Annotated in this window: 16 protein-coding genes; 7 read left to right on the top strand and 9 right to left on the bottom strand. The window is 71.0% G+C overall.

The window, feature by feature from the left end; all coding sequences use genetic code 11:
• Positions 1 to 6 precede the first annotated feature (6 nt).
• From WT60_RS31205 to WT60_RS31165, 8 genes are all read right to left on the bottom strand, one after another.
• On the bottom strand, positions 7 to 1,152 hold the full coding sequence (locus tag WT60_RS31205) for a hypothetical protein (RefSeq protein WP_059579974.1): 1,146 nt from the start codon (positions 1,150 to 1,152) through the stop codon (positions 7 to 9).
• Positions 1,153 to 1,228: 76 nt separating this feature from the next.
• On the bottom strand, positions 1,229 to 2,692 hold the full coding sequence (locus WT60_RS31200; protein ID WP_059646984.1) for a carbohydrate porin: 1,464 nt from the start codon (positions 2,690 to 2,692) through the stop codon (positions 1,229 to 1,231).
• A 577-nt stretch (positions 2,693 to 3,269) separates the two neighbouring features.
• Entirely contained in the window at positions 3,270 to 4,787 is a 1,518-nt protein-coding gene (locus WT60_RS31195) for an MFS transporter (protein WP_060355186.1), read from the bottom strand.
• A 480-nt stretch (positions 4,788 to 5,267) separates the two neighbouring features.
• Positions 5,268 to 6,560, bottom strand: a complete 1,293-nt coding sequence (locus WT60_RS31190) for an MFS transporter (RefSeq protein WP_038750921.1) — start codon at positions 6,558 to 6,560, stop codon at positions 5,268 to 5,270.
• Positions 6,561 to 6,874: 314 nt separating this feature from the next.
• Positions 6,875 to 7,906, bottom strand: coding sequence for an Ldh family oxidoreductase (locus tag WT60_RS31185; protein WP_060355185.1), 1,032 nt, complete (start codon positions 7,904 to 7,906; stop codon positions 6,875 to 6,877).
• Positions 7,899 to 9,491 (bottom strand): aldehyde dehydrogenase (NADP(+)), encoded by a 1,593-nt coding sequence (locus WT60_RS31180; RefSeq protein WP_038750923.1) that lies wholly within the window; start codon positions 9,489 to 9,491, stop codon positions 7,899 to 7,901. Before WT60_RS31180 ends, WT60_RS31185 begins: the two co-directional genes overlap by 8 nt.
• Before the next feature lie 76 nt (positions 9,492 to 9,567).
• Complete coding sequence (locus WT60_RS31175) at positions 9,568 to 11,193, bottom strand: APC family permease (protein WP_059670254.1); 1,626 nt, start codon at positions 11,191 to 11,193, stop codon at positions 9,568 to 9,570.
• 521 nt (positions 11,194 to 11,714) lie between these two features.
• Positions 11,715 to 12,635 (bottom strand): dihydrodipicolinate synthase family protein, encoded by a 921-nt coding sequence (locus tag WT60_RS31165; RefSeq protein WP_038750925.1) that lies wholly within the window; start codon positions 12,633 to 12,635, stop codon positions 11,715 to 11,717.
• Positions 12,636 to 12,884: 249 nt separating this feature from the next.
• On the opposite strand from WT60_RS31165, the gene WT60_RS31160 reads away from it, so the two are divergent.
• The 6 genes from WT60_RS31160 to WT60_RS31135 all read left to right on the top strand — a co-directional run bounded on the left by WT60_RS31160 (position 12,885) and on the right by WT60_RS31135 (position 17,718).
• The gene (locus tag WT60_RS31160) at positions 12,885 to 13,817 is read left to right on the top strand and encodes a 4-hydroxyproline epimerase (protein WP_038750926.1); all 933 of its coding nucleotides are present in this window, start codon (positions 12,885 to 12,887) and stop codon (positions 13,815 to 13,817) included.
• Positions 13,814 to 14,947, top strand: a complete 1,134-nt coding sequence (locus tag WT60_RS31155) for an FAD-dependent oxidoreductase (RefSeq protein ID WP_038750927.1) — start codon at positions 13,814 to 13,816, stop codon at positions 14,945 to 14,947. The genes WT60_RS31160 and WT60_RS31155 overlap by 4 nt, the downstream gene beginning before the upstream one ends.
• Positions 14,944 to 15,177 (top strand): (2Fe-2S)-binding protein, encoded by a 234-nt coding sequence (locus tag WT60_RS31150; protein WP_038750928.1) that lies wholly within the window; start codon positions 14,944 to 14,946, stop codon positions 15,175 to 15,177. Before WT60_RS31155 ends, WT60_RS31150 begins: the two co-directional genes overlap by 4 nt.
• Positions 15,174 to 16,475 carry an FAD/NAD(P)-binding oxidoreductase gene (locus WT60_RS31145; protein ID WP_038750929.1) on the top strand — a complete coding sequence of 434 codons (1,302 nt, stop codon included), beginning with the start codon at positions 15,174 to 15,176 and terminating at the stop codon, positions 16,473 to 16,475. The genes WT60_RS31150 and WT60_RS31145 overlap by 4 nt, the downstream gene beginning before the upstream one ends.
• A 35-nt stretch (positions 16,476 to 16,510) precedes the next feature.
• On the top strand, positions 16,511 to 17,386 hold the full coding sequence (locus tag WT60_RS31140) for an AraC family transcriptional regulator (RefSeq protein ID WP_038750930.1): 876 nt from the start codon (positions 16,511 to 16,513) through the stop codon (positions 17,384 to 17,386).
• Between the two features lie 125 nt (positions 17,387 to 17,511).
• A complete protein-coding gene (locus WT60_RS31135; protein WP_060355184.1) occupies positions 17,512 to 17,718 on the top strand; it encodes a hypothetical protein in 207 nt (68 codons plus the stop codon).
• Positions 17,719 to 17,921: 203 nt separating this feature from the next.
• Here WT60_RS31135 and WT60_RS31130 read toward each other — a convergent pair whose 3' ends face one another.
• A complete protein-coding gene (locus WT60_RS31130; RefSeq protein WP_317135476.1) occupies positions 17,922 to 18,128 on the bottom strand; it encodes a hypothetical protein in 207 nt (68 codons plus the stop codon).
• On the opposite strand from WT60_RS31130, the gene WT60_RS35795 reads away from it, so the two are divergent.
• Complete coding sequence (locus WT60_RS35795; protein ID WP_317135477.1) at positions 18,127 to 18,219, top strand: malate synthase; 93 nt, start codon at positions 18,127 to 18,129, stop codon at positions 18,217 to 18,219. The genes WT60_RS31130 and WT60_RS35795 overlap by 2 nt on opposite strands.
• The last annotated feature ends 928 nt before the right edge of the window (positions 18,220 to 19,147 follow it).

The following is a 19,147-nucleotide window of genomic DNA, read 5'->3' as shown; positions in this document are numbered from 1 at the left end:
CCTTCGTCACTTTGCGAGCATCAGGGTGTTCACGTCGTCCTCGACGTAATAGAAGCCGTCGCCCGCCGGGGTCATCGCGATCCCGAACAGGTCGCCGTTGCCGGGCGGCGATTGCGCCTTGTCGGTGTCGATCCAGCGCGCGTAAAGCTGCTTGCCCGCCGCCGGATCGATCTCGACGACTTGGCCGTTCAGCGCGTTGGTCGCGAGCAGGTGGCCGTTCGGCGCGGTCGCGAGCGCGAGCGGGCGGCGCAGGAAGCCGTCCGCCGTCACCTGGCGGCCGACGCCCGCGCTCGTGTCGCGCGTCAATGGATCGTCGATCTCGACGATCCGGTTGCCGATCGCGTCGGATACGTACAGCTTCGTTTGGTCGCCGGACAGCGCGAGCCCGGTCGGGCCGACGAGGAACACGCCCTTGTCGGCCTGCGCGCCGAGGCCGCTCGCGACCACCGTTTCCCGCTTGATCACGGGCGGCTTGCCGTCGGCGATCGCGAGATCGAGGCGCAGCACGGTCGCCTGCTTGTAGACGGGCGGGCTGCCGTCGGCGCCGCCGACGCCGAAGCCCGCCATGCTGACGAACAGCGTCGCGCTGTCGCCGCGGTCGACGACGGCCATGTTGCCCCACGGGTCGTTGATGTTCGGGCTCGACCACGCCGACGCGACCTTGCCGTGCGGATCGAGCACGATCAGGCAGCCGGCGCCTTTCGTGTTGGTGGTGCCGTCGTTGCTCGGCGTGCTGCCGACGATCACCCAGCCGGATTTCAGCATCGTCATCGCGGCCGACAGGCCGACGCCGCCCGGGCATTCCTTCAGGTCGCGCGCAATCGCGGCGAACACGCTCATCTGCTTCGTCGACGGGCGATAGTCGACGATCGTCGAGCCCGTGCCCTGCAGGTTCGCCGCGTTGTTGAAGTTGTCGACGAGCACGTCGCCTTGCTGGATCGCGCCGGCCGACACCGGCGCGACGGCGATCGCATACGGGTTCTGGTCGCCGTTCTCGGGCACGGTGTTGACGAGCGTCGTGTGGCGATGCAGCGTCTCGAGGAAGCCTTGCGGCTGCGCGTGCGCGGCCGCGGCCGCCGTGAGCGCGACGAGCGCCGCGGCGAACGCCTGCGCGGCGCGGCGCGCGCGCGGCGAGGACAGGGCGGTGGGCATGGGGCGATTCTCCTTGCTGATGAGGCGGCGGCGTGGCCGTCGCGGATACGAACGAAACCGGAATCTTTCGGCGTGCTCAGAACGTGACGTTGGTGCGCAGCCCGACGACGAACGTGTTGTGCAGCGGCTGCGTCGGATCGCTCGGGTTTTGGCCCGCGCCGGCGTTGAACGTGTATTGCGCGTCCGCTTGCAGCTGCCACCACGGCGTGACCTGGTACTGGTACGTCGCCTCGAGCGTCGTCTCGCTCGTGCGCACGCCGTACGGCCCGCCCGTGAAGTTCGCGAAGTTTTCGTCGAGCGCGCGCGCGTGCGAGCCGACCTTGACGTACGTGAGCGCGAGCCCGACGCTGTCGTTGTCGCGGCCCTCGAACGGCGCCTTCAGCACGACGCCCGCGTTGGCCGCGACGCTGACGAGATTGCGGTCGCCGGGCGCGGCCATCACGCGCGCGAACACGCCGAGGCTCTTCGCGCCCGTCGGGTCGGGCCGCCAGACCATCTGGTCGGCGACCGCGTAGAAGCTGTAGTCGCCGTGATGCGCGCGCGCGACGCCGCTTGTCGCCGGATTCGCGAGCGACAGGCCGGTGTTGTCGGTCTGCTGATCGGCGAAGCGGCCGTTGTGATACCAGAGGCCGATCTTGTAGGTGCCGGGCAGCGCGTTCGACGGCCCCGTGTCCATCTGGCCGTCGGCCGGCTGGTTGAGTGCGTACTGCAGCTCGCCGATGAAGAGCGTGCCGTTGTGCAGGTTGAAATTGGTGCCGCTCAGGTTGCTCGGATTGTTGCCGAGCGGATCGCCGTCGAACACGCCGGCGAGCGCCGTCAGCGAAGGCGTGATGCGCCCGCGCACGCGCACGCCGAGCGACGAGAGCGGATACGCGGGGCCGCCGTTGGGCAGATCGTACGACGGCAACGCGGGCCAGCCGAACATCGTGTTGACGAACGTCGCGGCGTACTGGCTGACGATGAATTCCTGATCGAGGCTCTGCTGGCCGATTTTCACGTCGACGCGCTGATCGAGGAACGATTGCTGGTACCACAGCTCCCAGAGCCGCGTCGTGTCCTGCGCCTCGATGCCGCTCGCGGTGTTCAGCGTGCCGAGGTTGTACTGGCTCAGGTTGCGGCCGTGAATCTGCAGCGCGCTCGCGTTGAACGTGCCGCCCGGCAGGCCGAACGCCTTTTGCGTGTCGACGGTGACGGCCGCGGTCGTGAGGCCGTCGTAGGTGCCGCCGCGCTTCAGGCCGCCGCGCAGGTTCGCCAGATATTCGCTCGTCTCCTGCAGGCTGAACGTGACGCCGTACTTGCCGAGCCACGGCCGCAGGCCGCCGATGTCGCCGAGCAGGTTCTGGCGCGTCCAGACGCCCGTCCATTGCGTTGCCGGTTGTGCGTGGATCGCGAGGTCGGCTTCGGGCGCTTCCGGCTGCGCGTCGGGCGACGCGGCGGCGAAAGCGGCCGAACTGAACAGCCATGCGCAGGCGAGCGCCGCGCGGCCGAAGGCAAGGTGACGATCGCGGGGCGATCGTTCGGGGAGCGGCGCGAATTGCATTGAAGTCTCTTCCTCTTGTCGCGCGATCGCGGTGTCCGGATGCGCGCGTTGATCGTTGGCGAAACGCGCAAACGGCGCGATGCGGGCGCATCGTATGCAGGCCGGAATAGGCTGTCAATACAAATGAGAATGATTCGCATATATATTACCGTTCGTAATCTCGAGGATTACGAACGATCGGATTTCGCGTCGCGTGAGAAGGGAAAACGCAATGATTGGCGTAATGAAATCGTCGGCGCGAGCCGGGGCGAGCGGTGCTGCGAGGGTTGGCCGCGGGATCGCGCGGCGCGGGCGGAAACGGTCTGATCGGTCGCGAACGAATGGAAACCGGCGGGCGGCTGGCCGGGGCGCGCGAACGACGGCGCGGTGGGCGCGGTCGGAACGCGACCGGCTAAGGACTAAGGACTAGTGGCTAACGGCTAACGGCGACCGAGCCCCGGCCCCGGCCCCGGCCTCGAACCTCGAACCTCGAACCCCGAACCCCGAACCCCGAACCCCGAACCCCGAACCCCGAACCCCGAACCCCGAACCCCGAACCCCGAACCCCGGCCTCGAACCCCTTGCCGCCCGAACGTCGTCAACGCGCGTTCGCGCTCGCGGGCTTCGCCGACGCCGCCGGATGCGGCGCGCCGCGCACGGCGCTCGCCATCGCCGCGGCGGCGACGAAGAGGGCGGCCGACACGCACGCCGACGCGTGCAGCCCCGGCACGATCTGCGCCGGCAGCGCGCCGCTCGCGAGCGCGCCGAACGCGGCGACGCCGATCGCGCCGCCCGCCTGCCGCGCGGCGTTGAGCACCGCCGACGCGGTCGCGGCGCGCGAGCGCTCGACCGACGCGAGCACCGTCGTCGTCATCGCGGGCACCGCGAGCCCCATGCCGCCCGGAATCAGCAGGAACGGCACGACGAGCGCCACGGTCGGCGTGTCGGCGCGCACGAGGCTCAGCAGCGCGAACCCGGTCGCGCCGATCAGCGCGCCGACGATCATCGGCCGGCGCGCGCCGTAATGCGCGGTCGCCCAGCCGCTCGCGACGTTCGACAGCAGGAAGCCGCCCGTGAGCGGCAGGAACGCGAGCCCCGCCTCGAGCGGCGAGTCGTGCCGCACGCGCTGCAGATACAGGCTCAGCACGAAGATGATGCCGTAGTACGACAGATTCATGCAGACGCCGAACAGCACGGCGACGCTGAACGTGCGCTGCTTGAACAGCGCGAGCGGCATCATCGGATGCGCGCTGCGCGACTCGACGAACACGAACGCGGCGGCGGCCGCGAGCGCGACGGCGACGAGCGCCGGACGCCAGTCGATCACCGCGCCGGTGAAGAGCGTCAGCGCGACGACGGCGAGACATTGGCCGGGAAGATCGACGCCGCGCGGGCGGGCGGCGGCGGCGCGCACCGCGGCATTCGCGCGGGACGCGTTCGCGCTTGCCGTCGCGTCGGTCGCCGTCGCCTCGGCCGGACGGCCCGCGCCTGAATCGTCGCGGCCGGCTGCCGCCGCCCGCGCGCCGTCTTCGCCGATCCACAGGAACGTTGCAACGAGCCCCGCGGCGCACAGCGGCAGATTGACGAAAAAGATGCTGCGCCAGCCGAACTGCGCGATCAGCAGGCCGCCGATCACGGGGCCCGCCGCGATCGAGATCGCGCCCGACGCGGTCCACCAGCCGACCGCGCGCGCCCGCAGCCGCGGATCGTGCGCGCACGCATGGTTGAGGAGCGCAAGCGAGTTCGGCAGCATCGCGGCCGCCGCGAGCCCTTGCAGCGCGCGTGCGGCGATCAGCGTGCCCGCGTTCGCGGCGACGCCGCAGACGAACGACGCGAGCGCGAAGAGCGCGAGCCCGGCCGCGAACAGCCGGCGCGCGCCGAAGCGGTCGCCGAGCGCGCCGGCGGACAACATCAGCCCGGCGACCGCGAGCGTGTACGCGTCGACGATCCATTGCAGGCCCGCGACGCTCGTGCGCAGATCGGCGCCGATGCGCGCGAGCGCGACGTTGACGATCGTGACGTCGAGCTGCGTGATGACGAAGCCCGCGCTCACGGTCGAGACGATGCGCACGAGCGCGGCGCGGGAAAGGGCGGGGTGGGGAATGTGCGTGTCCATGCGTGCATCGTAGTGCCGTGCGATGCGGCGACGTTGCGGGCTCTTCTGAAATGTCGAATGCGGTGCGGGCGGCGAGCCGGGCGCGTGCGGCGGCGTTCGCGCGCACGCGCGGAGGATTGCGGCGATTCGCTGCGCGCGGCGGCGCGAGCGGCGAACGTCGAGCGGCGGCGGAGCGCAGGCCGGGCGGCGCGGAAACTGAAATGCAGGAACCGAAGAAGCAGAACCGAAGAAGCAGAACCGAAGAAGCAGAACCGAAGAAGCAGAACCGAAGAAGCAGAACCGAAGAAGCAGAACCGAAGAAGCAGAACCGAAGAAGCAGGGTCGGAAGGTGCGAGGCGCGGGGCGTCGCGGCGCCATCGATGCGACGGATTCGCCGGATTCGACGACGCCGGCCGGTCCGCCCGCCGGCGCGACAGCGAATCGCGCAGTCCGGCAAGCGTGCGTGCGTGCGGCCCTTCGCCGCCCGCACGCGTTCATGCGTTACTCGGCGTCCTTCGCGAACATCACCGCGACCGCGCCGAGCGCGCAGACCGCCGCGACATAAAGCGCCGGCGCGAGCGGATTCGATTTCATCATCAACGACACGATCACCGGCGTAAGCCCGCCGAACACCGCGTACGCGACGTTGTACGAGAACGAGATGCCCGAGAAGCGCACGACGGCCGGAAAGCTCTTGACCATCACGGTCGGCACCGCGCCGATCGTGCCGACGGCGAAGCCCGCGAGCGCGTAGAGCGGCACGAGGCGCGTCGCGTCGACGGCGAGCTGCGAGAACATCGCGTAGAAGCACGCCGCGATCGCGATGCCGCCGATCGACAGCACCGCCTTCGCGCCGAAGCGGTCCGCGAGCGTGCCGGCGGTGATGCAGCCGGCCGTCAGGCACAGCGTCGCGACGCTGGTCGCGAACAGCGCGGTCGCGGGCGCGACGTGGAACTGCTTTTGCAACAGCGTCGGCGTCATCAGGATCACGACGACGATCGCGGCCGACAGCATCCACGTGAGCAGCATCGACACGATCACCGCGCGGCCGTGGTCGCGGATCACCGCCTTCAGCGGGATCTCGGCCGCGAGCGTCTTGCGCGCCTTCATCTCGGCGAACACGGGCGTCTCGTGCAGCCAGCGGCGCAGATAGACGGAGAAAAGGCCGAACACGCCGCCGAGCAGGAACGGAATGCGCCACGCGAACGCGCCGACTTCGGCCGCCGAGAAGCGGCTGTTGACCGCCGTCGCGACGAGCGAGCCGAGCAGGATGCCGACCGTGAGGCCCGACGTGAGCGTGCCGCACGCGTAGCCGATGCGCTGCGGCGGCACGTGCTCGGACACGAACACCCATGCGCCCGGCACTTCGCCGCCGACCGCCGCGCCTTGCAGCACGCGGAACAGCAGCAGCGCGATCGGCGCGAGCAGGCCGACGCTGTCGTAAGTCGGCAGCAGGCCCATCAGCAGCGTCGGCACCGACATCAGCAGCACGCTCAGCGTGAACATCCGCTTGCGGCCGACGAGGTCGCCGAAGTGCGCCATCACGATGCCGCCGAGCGGCCGCGCGAGATAGCCGGCCGCGAAGATGCCGAACGTCTGCAACTGGCGCAGCCAGTCGGGGATGTCGTGCGGAAAGAACAACTGGCCGATCGCGGGCGCGAAGAACACGAAGATGATGAAATCGTAGAACTCCAGCGCGCCGCCCAACGCGGCGAGGCTCAGGGTCTTGTAGTCGCGGCGCGTGAGGGCGCGCGGCGCGGCGCTCGGCGCGGCGCTCAGTTCGGATGCGGGCATGGTCGGGGCGATCTTGGTTCGAATGGTTGTGTACCGCGCGGCAAACCGAGCCGGGCGGCGGGCCTCGTCGTCGGACTGACGGTGCAACGCGCGGGTTGTCGCACGGGACACGAACCGCGCGGCGGCCGGTAGGGGCCGCGCGGAGACGAACGTGACGCAGTGCCGGCGATTCTACAGGACTGACGAATGCCCGACGGCGCGGCCGGCATCGTGGAAATCGTCAATTGCCGACGGGCGGGCAACGATGCGTGGGGGCGCGCCGCCCGCTTGCGCGGCCACGCATGCGGGCGGCGTTCGGCTTCGCCGCCGATAGGTCAATCGAGCAGCGCGAGGATCTCGTCGTGGAGCCGGGCGGAAATCCGCACGCCGTTCGCGACGCTGCGCGCGCGGGCGTCGAAGCGCCGCTGCGACGGCAGCCGCGCGCCCTGCGCGACGATCGCGTCGAGCATCCGCTCGCCGCGCGCGAGGCCGGCTTCGAGATCGTCGCCGAGAAACGCCTTCGGATCGAGCGCGATCACGAGCTCGCCATGGCACGGCGTCGCGCCGACGCCCTCGTCGAACGCCATCGATTCGGCGCTCGTCATGTCGCCGATCAGCGCGCCGCCGAGCAGCTCGATCATCGCCGCGAGCGCCGAGCCCTTGTGCCCGCCGAACGTGCGCATCGCGCCTTGCAGCGCGGCTCGCGGATCGGTGGTCGGCGCGCCGTTCGCGTCGATCGCCCAGTGCGGCGGAATCGGCTTGCCTTCTTTCGCGTGCAGCTCGATGTCGCCGCGCGCGATCGCGCTCGTCGCGAAATCGAACACGAACGGCAGGCCGCCCGGGCGCGGCCACGCGAACGCGAGCGGGTTCGTGCCGAACACCGGCTTCGCGCCGCCTTCCGGCGCGACCCAGCTGTGGCTCGGGTTCATCGCGATGCCGGCGAGGCCGTGCGCGGCGATCGCCTCCACTTCGGGCCACAGCGCGGAGAAGTGGTAGCAGCGGTTGATCGCCATCGCGGCGATGCCGTGCCGCCGCGCCATCTCGACGAGCACGGGCAGGCCGGTCTCGAACGCGAGCAGCGAGAAGCCGCGATGCGCGTCGACGGACACGATCGACGACGAAAGCCGGCGCAGCGTCGGCACCGCCTGCGGATCGACCTTGCCGTGGCGCAGCGAGCGCACGCAGACGAGCAGCCGGTAGACGCCGTGCGAATGGCATTCGTCGCGCTGGCCCTGCGTGACGACGTTCGCGATCGCGCGGGCGTGCGCGTCGGACAGCCCGTGGCGCGCGAGCACGCGCCGCGCGAGCGCGTGCACTTCGTCGAGCGACAGCACGACGTCTTGCGCGAGGCGCCGAGGATCAGTCATCGCGCGGCTCCCGCTGCGCGATCACGCCGTCGATGCGCCGCGCGATGCGCAGCGGATTGTCGTCGCGCAGCGCGTCGGGCAGCAGCGCGGCGGGCACGTCCTGGTACGACACCGGCCGCAGGAAGCGCTCGATCGCGCGCGCGCCGACCGACGTCGTGCGCGTGTCCGACGTCGCCGGGAACGGCCCGCCGTGCACCATCGCATGGCCGACCTCGACGCCCGTGCCGAAGCCGTTCACGAGGATGCGGCCGGCGCGGCGCTCGAGCGTCGGCAGCAGCTTCGCGAACAGCGGCGCGTCGCCGTCGGCGAGATGCGCGGCGATCGTCAACTGGCCTTCGAGCGACTTCAGCACCCGATGCAGCGTGTCGACGTCCGCGCAACGCACGATCAGCGACGCGGGGCCGAACACTTCGTCGCGCAGCTCGGCGTGCGTCATGAACGCGTGCGCCGTCGTCGCGAACAGCGCGGCGCGCGCCTGATGGCGATCGCCCGCGGGGCCTTCGCCGAGCCGCTCGACCGCGTCGTGCGACGCGAGCCGCGCGACGCCTTCGCCGTAGCTCGCATGGATGTGCGGCGTGAGCATCGTCGCGGGCGCGGCCGCGTCGACGGCGGCCGCGGCCGCGGCCTCGAACGCGCGCAGCGCCGGGCCGTCGAGCGCGAGGATCAGCCCCGGATTCGTGCAGAACTGCCCCGCGCCGAGCGTGAGCGACGCGACGAACTGCCGCGCGATCGCATCGTGTCGCGCGGCGAGCGCATCGGGCAGCAGCAGCACCGGATTGATCGAGCTCATCTCCGCGTAGACCGGAATCGGCTCGTGCCGCGCGGCCGCGATGTGCATCAGCGCGACGCCGCCGCGCCGCGAGCCGGTGAAGCCGACCGCCTTGACGCGCGGATCGGCGACGAGCGCCTGGCCGATCTCGCGCGACGCGTCGAACAGCAGCGAGAACACGCCGGCCGGCAGCGCGCACTCGCGCGCGGCCGCCTGGATCGCGCGGCCGACGAGCTCGGACGTGCCCGGATGCGCGGAATGCGCCTTGACGATCACCGGGCACCCGGCCGCGAGCGCGGATGCGGTGTCGCCGCCCGCGACCGAGAACGCGAGCGGAAAGTTCGACGCGCCGAACACGGCGACGGGCCCGATTGCGACGTTGCGCAGCCGCAGGTCGACGCGCGGCAGCGGCAAGCGGTCCGGGCGCGCGGGGTCGATGCGCGCATCGAGAAAACCGCCGTCGCGCACGAGCGCGGCGAACAGCCCGAGCTGGCCGATGGTGCGCGCGCGCTCGCCCTCGATGCGCGCGCGCGGCAATCCCGATTCGGCGACGCAGCGCTCGATCAGCGCGTCGCCGAGCGCGCCGATGTGGCGGCCGATCGCGTCGAGAAACGCGGCGCGCGCGTCGAGCGGGGTCTCGCGATACGCGTCGAACGCATCGTCCGCGAGCGCGCACGCGGTTTCCAGATCGCGCAGGCTCGCGCCGCCGAACGCGGGTTCGAGCGGCGCGCCGCTCGCGGCGTCGATCGCGAGAAACGAGCCGTTCTGCCCGAACGCCTCGGATTGACCGATCAAAAGCTGGCCTGTGAGTCGCATGGTTCTCCTCGAAAAAGTGCAGGCCGGGCGTTGCCTGCCCGGCCGATGAAAAAGCGGATGCGGCCGGGGCCGCGCGTCAGTTCTCGTCGTCGTCGAGCTGCAGCTTCGCGGCCGGCACGCCGGTATGCGCGCCCCAGTAATAGATGACGAGCGCGGCGGCGGCGACGACGACGGTGTCGTACGGATGCGCGAGCTGCCCGGTGCCGCCGAAGCCGCCGAAATACGACGCGACGATCATCAGCGCGTAGAACGCGATCAGCCACAGCGACGAGCGAACCTGCTCGGCGAGGCTCAGGTGCGCGGTCGGCACCCAGCGGCGGCACGCGAGATAGATGACGAACATCGCGATCTGCAGCCCGAGCAGCCAGGACACGGTGCTCCAGCCCGACCAGTAGACGATCAGCGCGGCGATCACGAACGACGCGGGCCCGGTGATCGCGAACGCGCTCGCGCGGAACGGCCGCGGCAGCTCGGGCGCGGTGCGGCGCAGCGCGGCGACCGACACGGGCGCGACCGCGTAGCTCAGCACGAGCGCGGCCGACACGGTGTTGATGAGCGCCTCCCACGACGGGAACGGCAGCGTCCAGAAGATCGCGAGCGCGAACGTGAGCCACAGCCCGGCGCGCGGAATGCCGGAGGCCTCGTCGACGCGCGTGAACACCTTGAAGAAGGTGCCCGTCTTCGCCCAGCCGTAGACGACGCGCGGCGTCGCGTTCATGTAGATGTTGCCGCAGCCGGAGGGCGAGATCATCGCGTCGGCCACGACCATGTACGCGAGCCAGCCGACGCCCAGCGCGAGCGCGATGTCGCGATACGGCAGCGAGAACGCGCGGCTCACGTCGTGCCAGCCGAGCGCGAGCATCGCGGTCGGGATGCTGCCGAGAAACGCGAGCTGCAGCAGCACGTAGATCAGCGTCGACAGCACGATCGACAGGATCAGCGCGATCGGGATCGTGCGCTGCGGATTGCGCACCTCGCTCGCGACCGACACGATCGGCGTGAGGCCGAGATACGCGAAGATGATGCCGCCCGCCGACACGGCCATCTCGATGCCGGGCATGCCGAACGGCGCGAAACCGTGGATCGTCAGGTTCGCGGGCTTGAAGAACGCGAACAGCACGCCGATCACCGACAGCGGCACGACGAACTTGAACACGCTGATCACGTTGTTCGCCTTCGCGAACGTCTTCACGCTCGAATAGTTCAGGTAGAAGAAGAAACAGAGGAGGCCCGCCTGCACGAGCCAGCCGAGCGTCGTCGGCTCGCCCGAGCCCGCGGCCGTCAGGCCCGGAAACCACGCGGCCGCATACTGCCGCGCGGCCACGACTTCGATCGCGATCAGGCTCGAGAACGCGATCAGCGTGATCGCGCCCATCAGATAGCCGAGCAGCGGGCCGTGCGAGAACACCGGATAGCGGACGACGCCGCCCGCGCGCGGCAGCGCGGCGCCGAGCTCGCAGTAGACGATGCCGAGCAGCAGCACCGCGAAGCCGCCGAGCAGCCACGAGAGGATGCCGGCCGGGCCCGCGATCGTCGACACGTGGCTCGCGGCGAACAGCCACCCCGAGCCGAAGATCGCGCCGAGGCCGATGAACGTCAGGTCGGTGAGCGACAACTGTTTCTTGAACTTGCCGTGGCCGGCATCGGGAGCGGCGGGCCGTGCGAGCGGCACGGATCGTTGGGCGTTGCCTTGAGCGGGCATGGGCTTGTCTCCTTGATTTTTGATGGGCTTGCTTCGAGCGGCGGCCGGGGCGTGGCGGCTCGTGTGCGGCGGCGGCCGCGGTCGTTGCTGCGGTTGCAGTTACTTGCAGTTGCAGTTGCAGCTGCGGCTGCGGCTGCGGCTGCGGCTGCGGCTGCGGTTGCGGTTGCGACTGCGACTGCGACTGCGACTGCGGTTGCGGTTGCGACTACGACTACGACTACGACTGAGGGTGCCGTTGCGGTGAGCGGGGCGGCCCGCGCGGCGAAGCCGTTCGCGTCGACCGGGTCGTTTGCGTCGTTTGCGCCGGTTCGGTCGTCCGGCACGGCTGCGGCGTGCCGGATCGCGCGGGCGCCGTACCGTCGCGGTTTCGCGCGCGGTGCGGCCGCCGCGCGTAACGGAAAGCCGGCGCGCGGGCCGCGCGCCGCGCCGCGCGAACGGCGGAGGGCACGCGGCGGCGCGACCGCGACCGCGCACCGACGCGTCCCGCTCCGGCCGCCGCGGGCGTGCGACGCGCGCGTCGATCAGAGGCCGACGTCCGGCAGCGTCGGACGCGTTTCGAGCGCCTTCGCGACGATCGCCTTCACCTGCGCGAGCGCGTCGCCTTGCAGCGGGAGGCGCGGCGCACGCGTGAGCGCGCTGCCTCGGCCGACCAGCTCTTCGCACAGCTTGATGCACTGCACGAGGTCCGGCCGTGCGTCGAGGTGCAACAGCGGCATGAACCAGCGGTACAGCGCGAGCGCTTCGTCGAAGCGCTTCTGCTTCGCGAGGCGGAACAGCGTCTCGCCTTCCTTCGGGAACGCGTTCGACATGCCCGACACCCAGCCTTCGGCGCCCACGGCGATGCTCTCGACCACCACGTCGTCGAGCCCCGCGAACAGCACGAAGCGCTCGCCGACGGCGTTGCGCAGGTCGATGAAGCGGCGCGTGTCGCCCGACGAATCCTTGAAGCAGACGATGTTCTCGCAGTCCTGCAGCGCGATCAGCACGTCGGGCGTCACGTCGTTCTTGTAGATCGGCGGATTGTTGTAGACCATCACCGGCAGGTCGGTGCCCTTCGCGACCGCGCGAAAGTGCGCGGCCGTCTCGTGCGGCTTGGCCGAATAGACGAGCGCGGGCATCACCATCACGCCGTCGACGCCGACGCGCTGCGCCTCGCGCACCGTGTTGCGCGCGAACTCGGTCGTGAACTCGGCGATGCCGGCGATCACCGGCACCTTGCCGCCCGCCGCGTCGCGCGCGGCCTCGATCACCTGGAGCTTTTCCGACGTGGACAACGACGTGTTCTCGCCGACCGTGCCGCAGACGACGAGGCCCGACACGCCGTCGTTCACCAGGTTCTTCACGACGCGGTGCGTCGCGTCGACGTCGAGAGAGAAGTCCGGCTTGAACTGGGTGCTGACGGCGGGGAAGACCCCGCTCCATTGAATGGCGTTACGGCTCACTGAATATCTCCTACGTTCGAATGGGGGCCGACGGGCGTCGTCGGTGCGTGAACCAGTATCGCCGCCGAAAAGCCGCGAGGCTTGAGCCTTTTCCAACCGTGAAAAGATGAAATCGGCACAATCGGGGCGCGATCGCCGGCGCGCCCGCCGGGCTGTGCCGATTTCGTCGCGCGCATCATCGAAAACGCACAAGCGGCGCGATGCGCGACAAGGGAAGCTGTGCGCATTTCCACCTTCGATCGACGCGACATGAAGCACATCCACATCATCGATTCGCATACGGGCGGCGAACCCACGCGCGTCGTCGTGTCCGGCTTTCCGGCGCTCGGCGGCGCGTCGATGGCCGAGCGCCTCGCGGTGCTCGCGCGCGAGCACGACCGTTTCCGCACAGCGTGCATCCTCGAGCCGCGCGGCAGCGACGTGCTCGTCGGCGCGCTGCTGTGCGAGCCCGTCTCGGCCGACGCGGCCGCGGGCGTGATCTTCTTCAACAACGCGGGCTACCTCGGCATGTGCGGGCACGGCACGATCGGGCTCGTGCGCACGTTGCATCACATGGGCCGCATCGCGCCCGGCGTGCACCGGATCGAGACGCCGGTGGGCGACGTCGAGGCGACGCTGCACGGCGATCTGTCCGTCAGCGTGCGCAACGTGCTCGCGTACCGGCACGCGAAGGGCGTCGTCGTCGACGTGCCGGGGCACGGCGCGGTGACGGGCGACGTCGCGTGGGGCGGCAACTGGTTCTTTCTCGCGAGCGATCACGGCCAGCGCGTCGCGGGCGAGAACGTCGCGGCGCTGAGCGCGTACGCGTCGGCGGTGCGCGAGGGGCTGGAGCGCGCGGGCGTGACGGGCCGCGACGGCGCGCCGATCGATCACATCGAGCTGTTCGCCGACGATCCCGAGCACGACAGCCGCAGCTTCGTGCTGTGCCCGGGCCACGCGTACGACCGCTCGCCGTGCGGCACCGGCACGAGCGCGAAGCTCGCGTGCCTTGCTGCGGACGGCAAGCTCGCGCCCGGCGCGACGTGGCGGCAGGCGAGCGTGATCGGCAGCGTGTTCTCGGCGAGTTACGAACCCGCCGAAGGCGGCATCGTGCCGACGATTCGCGGCAGCGCGCACTTGAGCGCCGAGGCGACGCTCATGATCGAGGACGACGATCCGTTCGGCTGGGGCATCGTGTCGTGAGCGAATCGCGGACCGACGTCGTCGTGATCGGCGCGGGCATCGTCGGCGCCGCGTGCGCGCACGAGTTCGCGCGGCGCGGGCTGCGCGTCGTGGTCGTCGATGACGGCAGCGGCGGCGCGACGGGCGCGGGCATGGGCCACTTGGTCGCGATGGACGACAACGCGGCCGAGCTTGCGCTCACCCACTATTCGATCGAGCTGTGGAACGCGCTGCGCGACGCGATGCCCGACGGCTGCGCGTATCGCAACTGCGGCACGCTGTGGCTCGCCGCCGACGCGCACGAGATGGACCTCGCGCGCGCGAAACAGGCGGCGCTCGCCGAGCGCGGCGTCGCGGGCGAGCTGATCGATCGCGCGGCGCTCGCCGCGCTCGAGCCGATGCTGCGCGCGGGCCTGGGCGGCGCGCTGAGGATTCCGGGCGACGGCATCCTGTACGCGCCCGTCGCCGCGAGCTGGCTGCTCGGCCGGCTGCCGGGCGTCACGCAGCGGCGCGCGAAGGCCGTCGCCGTCGAGGGCGCGAGCGTCGCGCTCGACGGCGGCGACACGCTGCGCGCGGAGGCCGTCGTCGTCGCGAACGGCGTCGCGGCGCGCGCGCTCCTGCCGGAGCTGCCGCTGCGGCCGAAGAAGGGCCATCTGCTGATCACCGACCGCTATCCGGCGCAGGTGTCGCACCAGCTCGTCGAGCTCGGCTACGCGGCGAGCGCGCATGCGAGCGACGGCACGTCGGTCGCGTTCAACGTGCAGCCGCGGCCGACCGGGCAGTTGCTGATCGGCTCGTCGCGGCAGTTCGACACCGAGGACCCGCGCGTCGAGGCGCCCGTGCTCGCGCGGATGCTGCGTCGCGCGGTCGGCTATCTGCCCGCGCTCGCCGGCCTGAACGGCATTCGCGCGTGGACGGGCTTTCGCTGCGCGAGCCCGGACGGCCTGCCGCTTGTCGGCGAGCATCCGTCGCAGCGCGGGCTGTGGCTCGCGGTCGGGCACGAGGGGCTCGGCGTGACGACCGCGCCCGGCAGCGCGCGCGTGCTCGCCGCGCGGATGTTCGGCGAGCGCGCGGCGATCGACGTCGAGCCGTATCTGCCGGGGCGTTTCTTGTCGACGTCGAAATCGGCCGTGGCCGGAGAGCTTCAATGATCATTTATCTGGATCGCCGTCCGCTCGACGTGGCCGACGGCACGACCGTCGCGGCCGCGCTCGCACGCAGCGGCGACGACACGGCGCGCACGTCGTGCACGGGCGCCGCGCGCGCGCCGTTTTGCGGGATGGGCATTTGCCAGGAGTGCAGGGTGACGATCGACGGACGGCGCAGGCTCGCATGCCAGACGCTCTGCCGCGAAGGCATGCAGGTGGAGCGCACGCGATGACGAACGAGCATCTGATGGTCGACGTCGCGATCGTCGGCGCGGGGCCGGCGGGCCTCGCGGCCGCGCGCGCGGCCGCGCGGAGCGGCCGCACGGTCGCGATCGTCGACGACAACCCGCGCGCGGGCGGACAGGTCTGGCGGCAGGGGCCGGGCGCCGCGCCGAGCGCGCCGGCGCGCGCGAGCTTCGACGTGCTGCGGCAGCCGGGCGTGCGCCACCTGGCGGCGACGCGCGTCGTCGCCGCGCCGCAGCCCGGCGCGCTGCTCGTCGAGGACGCGGAGCGGGCGCTTTCGCTCGGTTACCGGAAGCTGATCCTGTGCTGCGGCGCGCGCGAGCTGCTGCTGCCGTTTGCCGGCTGGACGCTGCCCGGCGTGACGGGCGCGGGCGGGCTGCAGGCGCTGATCAAGGGCGGCCTGCCGGTGCGCGGCGAGCGCGTCGTGATCGCGGGCAGCGGGCCGCTTCTGATCGCGTCGCTCGCGACCGCGCGCGCGGCGGGCGCGCGCGTCGTCGCGGTCGTCGAGCAGGCGCCGCTCGACGCGCTCGCGCGTTTCGCGCTGTCGCTCGCGGCGACGCCGTCGAAGCTCGCGCAGGCGGCGCGGCTCACGCGCGGCTTTGCCGGCACGCGTTATCTGACGGGCGCGGTCGTGCGCGAAGCGCACGGCGACGCGCGCGTGCGTGCGGTCACGATCGAGCGGGGCGGCGCGCGCGCGATGCTCGAATGCGATCGCCTCGCGTGCGGCTTCGGCCTCGTGCCGAACGTGACGCTCGCGCTGGCGCTCGGCTGCGCGGTGCGCGACCGCGCGATCGCGATCGACGATGCGCAGCGCACGTCGGTCGAACACGTGTACGCGGCGGGCGAATGCACGGGCGTCGGCGGCGTCGAGCTCGCGCGGATCGAAGGCGAGCTGGCCGGGCTCGCGGCGGCTGGCGCGGACGCGGCGCCGGACGGCCGCGCGCGCGTTGCCGCATTGCTGCGCGCGCGTGCGACGTGGCGGCGCTTCGCGTCGCGGGTGGCCGAGACGTTCGCGCTGCGCGACGCGGCGCGCGCGCTGCCGCCCGACGACACGCTGCTGTGCCGCTGCGAGGACGTGACGATCGGCGCGGTGCGCGCGCACGCGTCGGCGCGCGACGCGAAGCTGCAAACGCGCTGCGGGATGGGCGCGTGCCAGGGGCGCGTCTGCGGCGCGGCCGCGCACGCGTATTTCGGCTGGGACGACGCGCCGCCGAGCCCGCCGCGCCCGCCGTTTTCGCCCGCGCGAATCGACACGCTGCTCGTCGCGCCCGACGACGCGCTCCTATAATCGACGCCATCCGTGTTTCGACGCGCGAGATCCGTATGATGACTTTGCTTGCCGTACCGCCCGAGAAGCTGTCCGCCGCGTCCGCCGCATCGGCCGCGCCCACGACGGCCGCGTCCGCCTCGGCCGGGGCGATGTCGGCCGCTTCCGCTTCCTCCGCTCAGCCCGCCCCCCCGGACGACGACGGCTTCGCCGCGATGCTCGCGCATTTCGCGCAGCTGGAGCCGGTGTTCGACGCGCTGCCCGACGTCGCGTTCTTCGTGAAGGACGTGCATGCGCGCTACGCGCTCGTGAACCGCACGCTCGCGCAGCGCTGCGGCTACAAGGACAAGCGCGGCCTGTACGGCAAGGCCGCGGACGAAGTCTTTCCGCGCCGCTTCGGCCGCAGCTATGTCGAGCAGGATCTGGCGATCATCGCGGGCGGCCGGCAACTGACCGATCAGCTCGAGCTGCATCTGTACTCGGGCCGCCAGCCCGGCTGGTGCCTGACGTGCAAGGAGCCGCTGCGCAACGCGCAGGGGAGGATCGTCGGGATCGCGGGGCTGTCGCGCGACCTGCGCGCGCACGAGAGCTCGCACCCGGCGTACAGCCGCATCGCGGACGTCGTCCGCTACATCCACGCGCACTATGTGCAGCCGCTGAACCTGAAGCATCTCGCCGGGATGGCGGGGATGTCGGTCGCGCAGCTCGAGCGCTATTTCCACAAGGTGTTTCATCTGACGCCGCGGCAGATGCTGCTGAAGGCGCGGCTCGACGCGGCGACCGCGCTCCTCGTCACGCACGACAAGGTGACGGACGTCGCCGCGCTGTGCGGCTATACCGATCACAGCGCATTCACGCGGCAGTTCAAGGCGACGGTCGGCGTGACGCCGACCGAATATCGGCTGATGTTGCAGGAGGGGCGGGGGGGCTGAGATCGGGGCTTGCTCGGGGTTCGCTCGGGACTTGCTCGGGACTTGCTCGGGCGGCGGCGCGCGGGCGATCGCGCGTCGCGGCTGGGCGGGCGAGCGGGCGGCGGGGTTCGGAGAACGCGCGCGGCTTGATCGAAGCGCCGGTCGGCCGGGCGTATCGCGAGATCGACGGCAAGCCGGCCCGGATGCCGAGCGTTCGAAGCCTCGCGAAACCGATAATCCTGGAAGCCGAAGCCGAAGCCGAAGCCGAAGCCAACGCCAACGCCAACGCCAACGCCAACGCCGGAGCCGGAGCCGGAGCCGAAGTGGAAAGCCTCGAAGGCTTGAAGGCTTGAAGCGAAGAAGCGAAGAAGCGAAGAAGCGAAGAAGCGAAGAAGCGAAGAAGCCAAAAGTCGGACAAAAGACTCCACAGCCCAACCGCACGCCTCAATTGCGTTCGCCAAAAAAACGAACCGGCCCATCGGGCCGGCCATGACGAAGACGAAGCGTCGGCGGGCGCGACCGGCATCGGCCGGCCGTCGCCGAATCGATCGGACGATTATCGGTAGCCGAGGCCCTTCAGCACGGCGCTGCCGTTTTCCGTCAGACGAAAGGACGGCGCCGCATCCATGTCGGTGCGGACCATTTCGACGAGGCCGGCTTCCTGCAATGCTGGCAGTTCCGGCTTCGCGTTCGCGCCGATCGGCGCGTGCAGCAGGATCAGCAGCGTCGCGATCTCGTGATGGCTGAGCAGGCGGCGCAGCATGGTTTTCGGTTTGGCCGAGGGGGCGGCCGGGCGAACCGCGGCGGACGTGTCGACGGCGCTCATCGGGAACCTCCTGAAACGATACTGGTGACGGATGGTGCCGGCCGAGTCTTAAACGATTCTTAAAGCGGCCGCGTTCGGCCGAACGGAAGATTTACCGCATGTAACAGCCTTGCTGGACAAGGGCGGCAGTGTGGTCGGACCAGCCTGAATGCAACGCGCGCGGGCGTTTTTGCGATGTTGCGTCGCCGCACCTTCGGGTTGCCCGGAAGTCGCGTAGCGCACGCGTTCCGGCGCATTGGCCGTGCGCGTACGCGACAAGGCCGCGCAAGTCGATTTCGTGCTTGCCTCCGATCAAAAGCATGCCCGACGCATGCCCGACGTACCGACCCAATCCGGACTCGGCATCGCCGGCATTGGCCCTCATGTCGAAGCCTCGAAGCCGCTCGTGCCGAAGCGGTCCGCGGCGATGTGACACGGGCCGAAGCGAAACGCAGCGCCCGGCCCGCGACGATTGCGGTCGCAGGCGACGGCGGCCGTGCGCCCGGGCTCGCGCGCGTCGACGCCGCGTCGCGGGCGGCGCATCCGTCGCACTCGGCATCCGTCGTACTCGAAGAAGCACTGACTTCCGTATGGCCACCGGGGGACTAAGCTCTATGCAGGCGTGATCGACGCCGGCCGCTACCGGTTCCGCTCACGCCGCCCGCGCTGCTCCCGCTGCGTGCAGCGATTGCGCACATCTTCGGCGCAGCCTGCCGCGCGGCGATTCCAGCCGCGCGGCCAGCGCCCGCCGCCGGACGCGCCGCGTTCCCGGCCGCGCCGCTCGCGGCGACGCCCGAAGGCGGTGCGCCGGCGATCGTCGGCGGGCAGGCCGCGGGCAATTCGCGGGCAGGCCACGGGCAGGCCGCGGGCAAGTCGTGGCCGCGCTCGCCTCTGTATCGGGCGTAAGGCCCGATCGAAACGTGCGGATCGCGAACGCAGGCGCGAGCGCAAACGCAAGCAGTATCGCCGCACGAGCA

Origin of the sequence: Burkholderia sp. MSMB617WGS (assembly GCF_001532025.2) — a bacterium.
Lineage (GTDB): Bacteria > Pseudomonadota > Gammaproteobacteria > Burkholderiales > Burkholderiaceae > Burkholderia > Burkholderia savannae.
This window is presented reverse-complemented; position numbering and strand designations above follow the sequence as displayed.

Excerpts from the sequence above, each read along its gene's own strand:
- WT60_RS31205 (WP_059579974.1), bottom strand. The coding sequence starts at position 1,152 with ATGCCCACCGCCCTGTCCTCGCCGCGCGCGCGCCGCGCCGCGCAGGCG.
- WT60_RS31200 (WP_059646984.1), bottom strand. The coding sequence starts at position 2,692 with ATGCAATTCGCGCCGCTCCCCGAACGATCGCCCCGCGATCGTCACCTT.
- WT60_RS31195 (WP_060355186.1), bottom strand. The coding sequence starts at position 4,787 with ATGGACACGCACATTCCCCACCCCGCCCTTTCCCGCGCCGCGCTCGTG.
- WT60_RS31190 (WP_038750921.1), bottom strand. The coding sequence starts at position 6,560 with ATGCCCGCATCCGAACTGAGCGCCGCGCCGAGCGCCGCGCCGCGCGCC.
- WT60_RS31185 (WP_060355185.1), bottom strand. The coding sequence starts at position 7,906 with ATGACTGATCCTCGGCGCCTCGCGCAAGACGTCGTGCTGTCGCTCGAC.
- WT60_RS31180 (WP_038750923.1), bottom strand. The coding sequence starts at position 9,491 with ATGCGACTCACAGGCCAGCTTTTGATCGGTCAATCCGAGGCGTTCGGG.
- WT60_RS31175 (WP_059670254.1), bottom strand. The coding sequence starts at position 11,193 with ATGCCCGCTCAAGGCAACGCCCAACGATCCGTGCCGCTCGCACGGCCC.
- WT60_RS31160 (WP_038750926.1), top strand. The coding sequence starts at position 12,885 with ATGAAGCACATCCACATCATCGATTCGCATACGGGCGGCGAACCCACG.
- WT60_RS31150 (WP_038750928.1), top strand. The coding sequence starts at position 14,944 with ATGATCATTTATCTGGATCGCCGTCCGCTCGACGTGGCCGACGGCACG.
- WT60_RS31145 (WP_038750929.1), top strand. The coding sequence starts at position 15,174 with ATGACGAACGAGCATCTGATGGTCGACGTCGCGATCGTCGGCGCGGGG.
- WT60_RS31140 (WP_038750930.1), top strand. The coding sequence starts at position 16,511 with ATGATGACTTTGCTTGCCGTACCGCCCGAGAAGCTGTCCGCCGCGTCC.
- WT60_RS35795 (WP_317135477.1), top strand. The coding sequence starts at position 18,127 with ATGGTTTTCGGTTTGGCCGAGGGGGCGGCCGGGCGAACCGCGGCGGAC.
- WT60_RS31130 (WP_317135476.1), bottom strand. The coding sequence starts at position 18,128 with ATGCTGCGCCGCCTGCTCAGCCATCACGAGATCGCGACGCTGCTGATC.